The sequence below is a fragment of the Pseudomonas sp. VEM90 genome, from assembly GCF_054611535.1.
In genome coordinates this window covers 1-3529 of sequence record NZ_JBTRAR010000052.1, presented here as the reverse complement: position 1 = coordinate 3529, position 3529 = coordinate 1, and the positions used below count along the sequence as shown (strand labels likewise).

The 3529-nt window shown below is 61.2% G+C and carries 3 protein-coding genes; all 3 read right to left on the bottom strand.

The features are described 5' to 3' along the window. Positions 1-27: 27 nt before the first annotated feature. Genes ACYCCG_RS25950 through ACYCCG_RS25940 form a run of 3 tightly spaced genes read right to left on the bottom strand, consistent with a single transcriptional unit; the run spans position 28 to position 3477 of the window. Positions 28-1278, bottom strand: coding sequence for a phage portal protein (locus tag ACYCCG_RS25950; RefSeq protein ID WP_459672309.1), 1251 nt, complete (start codon positions 1276-1278; stop codon positions 28-30). Positions 1279-1325: 47 nt separating this feature from the next. After that, complete coding sequence (locus ACYCCG_RS25945; protein WP_392514093.1) at positions 1326-3068, bottom strand: terminase large subunit; 1743 nt, start codon at positions 3066-3068, stop codon at positions 1326-1328. Then, positions 3061-3477: a hypothetical protein gene (locus ACYCCG_RS25940; RefSeq protein WP_186703024.1), complete on the bottom strand. Its 417-nt coding sequence runs from the start codon at positions 3475-3477 to the stop codon at positions 3061-3063. The genes ACYCCG_RS25945 and ACYCCG_RS25940 overlap by 8 nt, the downstream gene beginning before the upstream one ends. Positions 3478-3529: the final 52 nt, after the last annotated feature.

The window sequence follows — 3529 nt, the reverse complement described above, 5'->3', positions numbered from 1 at the left end:
ATCCGAAACTCGCGCTTGGCCGCCTGGTTATTCTTGAACAGTTGGATCAGGTTCATCTGGCTGAGCCTCTGGGGGTTTGGCCGGCTTCTGGCTGGCAGTCGAAAAGTAGAGTTTGTCGCCGCCCGGGACTGGAGGCAGGTTCTTGATGGCCCGCACTTCGTCAACGGTCATCCAGCCTTGGGCACCGGGCCCGCCAAGCGCCTTGCCGAGCACGTCAGATTCAGTCTTGCTGTCACCGGCGAGCAGGCCTTCACGGTTGAACTCGGTGAAGAAGCGGGTCGAGCGCGGCCATAGCTTGCGGTTCAGTTCCTGCTCGATGCGGCGCAGGTGAGGGCCCAGGGTGTAACGGACGAAGCCGATCGACATCTGCTCGATGCCGGTGCCCCAGCTGGTGGACGCGGAGGTTTCACCGATCATGTGTGGCGGTGCGCCAAATGCTCGAGCAATCTCGACCACCTGAAACTTGCGGGTTTCCAGTAGCTGGGCGTCCTCGGCCGTGAGGCTCACGGGCTTGATATCGCCCCCGTTCACCAGCAGCATCGGCTTATGATGGTTGGTGCGACCCGTGTACTTTTCAGTGAACTGTTGACGCAGGTAGTCCTGTTGTTCTGCCCCGGGTGATACGCCTGCCGGATAGGTGATGGCTATACTCGGGCTTGCACCGTTGCTGAAGAACTCGCCGGCATACTCGTCGGCGGCCAGGGCAGCACCCACGGCCTGGCGGGCAGCGTAGCGAATTACCGACTCGCCCTTGGTACCGTCGAACCCGAAGCCCGGGAAATGCAAGACATCCTCCGACTCCAGGCCGAAGTACTTGCCGTCGTCATTTACGTAGTAATGCAGCGTGTCGCCCACCCGAACGATCGATACACACTCGCGGGGCAGCGGCATGAGTCGCATAGGCTTGCCGGAGCGATCGCGGACGATCTGGGCCAGCCCGTCACCACGCAGCAGCATGGAAGACAGCATCCACTCCCAAAACGAACAGGCCGTCAGGGTCGGATAAGGCGATTCGTTCAGCAGCCACCAGAGGTCGTGATTCGCCCGAGCCCGGCCACCGTTCTCGGTGCGCTCGTAGATTGGCAGCGGCAGGAGAGCCACTGCGCCCGCAATCAGTCGGCAGCAGGCGTACACAGCGGCACTGCGCTTGGCGGTCTCGGTGGTGACAACCACGCCGGCCGAGGAAGGCACGGCGCCAAAGAAGTCAGCCCACTGGGAGCGATCCATTTCGTTCCAGGTGAGCTCTTTGTTCTTGAGCTCGCCCAGTTCCTCCCGCATAGCGGCAAGGTCCTGTTCCAGCTTTCTGGTTTTCCCAAATTTGAACATCACAGCACCACGCATAGGTCGGTTATGGGCTGCTCTTGCCCTGCCTTAGAAACGCCCACAGCCATAAGCAGAGCGGTCATGTCGTCTATTTTGTCCGCCGAACGCTTCTTGTCCGGGGCCATGTTCATGTTGTCATCGCGCCGGGCGATGAGGTTGGAGGCGCACCAGTTCAGCAGCATGTCGCCACCGTGCACCAACTTGCCGGATATATAGGCCAGCTCCAGGGTCTGCATTGCCGGGTGGTACGACTTCGGCCCCTGAATGAACTCGACCATCGGAAGCTCAGCCGCAACCAGCCGATTCACCAGGTCAGCGGCATTCCACCGGTCATAGGCGATGGCCTGAACGTTGAAGCGCTCGCAAACCGATTTAACGTCGGCCTCGATCACCGCGTAATCGGTAACGTCGCCCTCGGTCTGCTTGAGCAAGCCTGATTCAACCCAGGCGGCATACGGCACGGTGCCGCGCTCGGTGCGGAAAGCCACCGCGCTCTCCGGCGCCCAGCGCCACCCGTAGGTGTACAGAACGCCGTCGACATCCCACACAAGGCGGAACGACGTGAGGTCTCGGGTGGACGCCAGGTCCAGCCCACCCCAGCACGGGTACTGCGCAAGCCAGTCAAGGTCGATCTCGCCGCCGCACTGCTGCCACTTGTTCAGGTCGACCCACCCGTCAGCCGTCGAGGCCGGCCGGTTCAACCGCTTGATGCGAAACTCGGCCATCTTCGATGGCATCTGCTTCGCTTCGATGGCTTCCTTTTGGATCGCCGCCATCAGGTGCGGGTTCACGTCCATCAACGGGTTGGCCTTGATCCAGGCCTTCTCGTCAAAGTCGTCATCAGCCTTGATGCCGAGGCTCTTGTCCTCGTCATCCACCGCATAGAACACCACCAGGTAGTGGTCAGCGGTGGTGCCGAACAGCCCGCCAAGCAGCTTCTTCGCGAACATCCGTATTTCCGCCCACGGCCCGGGGTTGGTGTAGCCCTCGGTGGTCGTGAACAGCCACAGCGGGTTACCCCGGGCACCAGCTGCTGACTGGAGAACGTTCAGCAGGTCAGCGGTCTTGTGCGCGTGGATCTCGTCAAGGCCGACGTGTGATGGGTTCAGACCATCCTGGGTCGATGCCTTGGCGTGGATCGGCTTGAAGCTGGCACCGGTCTGAACGCGGCTGATGGACTTGGCCCAGACCTCGAGCCCGAAGTACTCGCGCAGGTCGGCGTTCTTCTCGGTCATCCGCTTGGCGGCGTTGAAGATGATCGACGCCTGCGGAAAGGTGGTGGCCGCGCTGATGATCTGCGCGCCCTCTTCGGGCTCGCAGCATTCGCAGTACAGCAGGATGGCCGAGGACAGCGTGCTCTTGGCGTTCTTCCGGGCCACGGCGAACAGTGCCGAGGTGAACCGCCGCGGGTGAAACTTCCCGTCGTCGCCCCAGCCTTCAGTAAACACCCACTGCCGTTTGCGAAACCCGAACAGCTGGACCACAAAGAAAATGTGCGACGGGTGCATCACGATGGTCGGCTTTTCCCACTTGCCTTCAACGTGGTGCAGCTTCTCGATGAAGTCGCACGGGTCGTTCGCGTGCCAGGGGTCGAAGATGAAGGGGCTGTCCTTCTTCTTGGCACGCTTCAGGTCATCCAGGAATCGCTGGGCAGCCTGGCGGATCAGCTTGCCGTGGCGTTTCCGCTTCTTGTCGGCGACAGCCCCCTTCGCGTAGTCGGTAGCGATCTTGACGAAGTCACGCATTCTTCCGCCCATTACCCGCGAAGGCGTTGCCCTTTTTCTGCTCCCCACCCGACGAGACCTTGCGGCGGCTTGCTGGCGTCATGCCGAACTCGGAAAACAGCGCCTTCAGTGCCGTGGTCTCTGCCGCTGTGGCCTCCATGTCGGCCTTGGCCTTCTTGCGGAAGCACTGCCAGGCAAAGCACAGTTGCTCCAATGAATACAGGTCGACCACCTGCAGCACCTTGGCGGCGACCAACTGCCGGCCCAAGCTCTCCCACATCTCAGCACCGTCTCGATTCAGGTGCTGAGGTGCGTCTGGGAAGTCGTCAATCAGGTCGAACTCTGGCGCGTCCTTCTCCTCGCGATCCGGGCGAGTGGTACCGGCCAGAACCTTGAGGTTGGGCGCCGTTGGCTTCCGTCCTCGGGTCATTTTTCAACCTTCAATTTTCAAATGCTAATTTTGACGGCGCGAAAGAATGGTT

What these genes read in the sequence shown, in the direction of transcription:
- ACYCCG_RS25950 (WP_459672309.1), bottom strand. Translation starts at nt 1,278, where the DNA reads ATGCGGGAGGAACTGGGCGAGCTCAAGAACAAAGAGCTCACCTGGAAC.
- ACYCCG_RS25945 (WP_392514093.1), bottom strand. Translation starts at nt 3,068, where the DNA reads ATGCGTGACTTCGTCAAGATCGCTACCGACTACGCGAAGGGGGCTGTC.
- ACYCCG_RS25940 (WP_186703024.1), bottom strand. Translation starts at nt 3,477, where the DNA reads ATGACCCGAGGACGGAAGCCAACGGCGCCCAACCTCAAGGTTCTGGCC.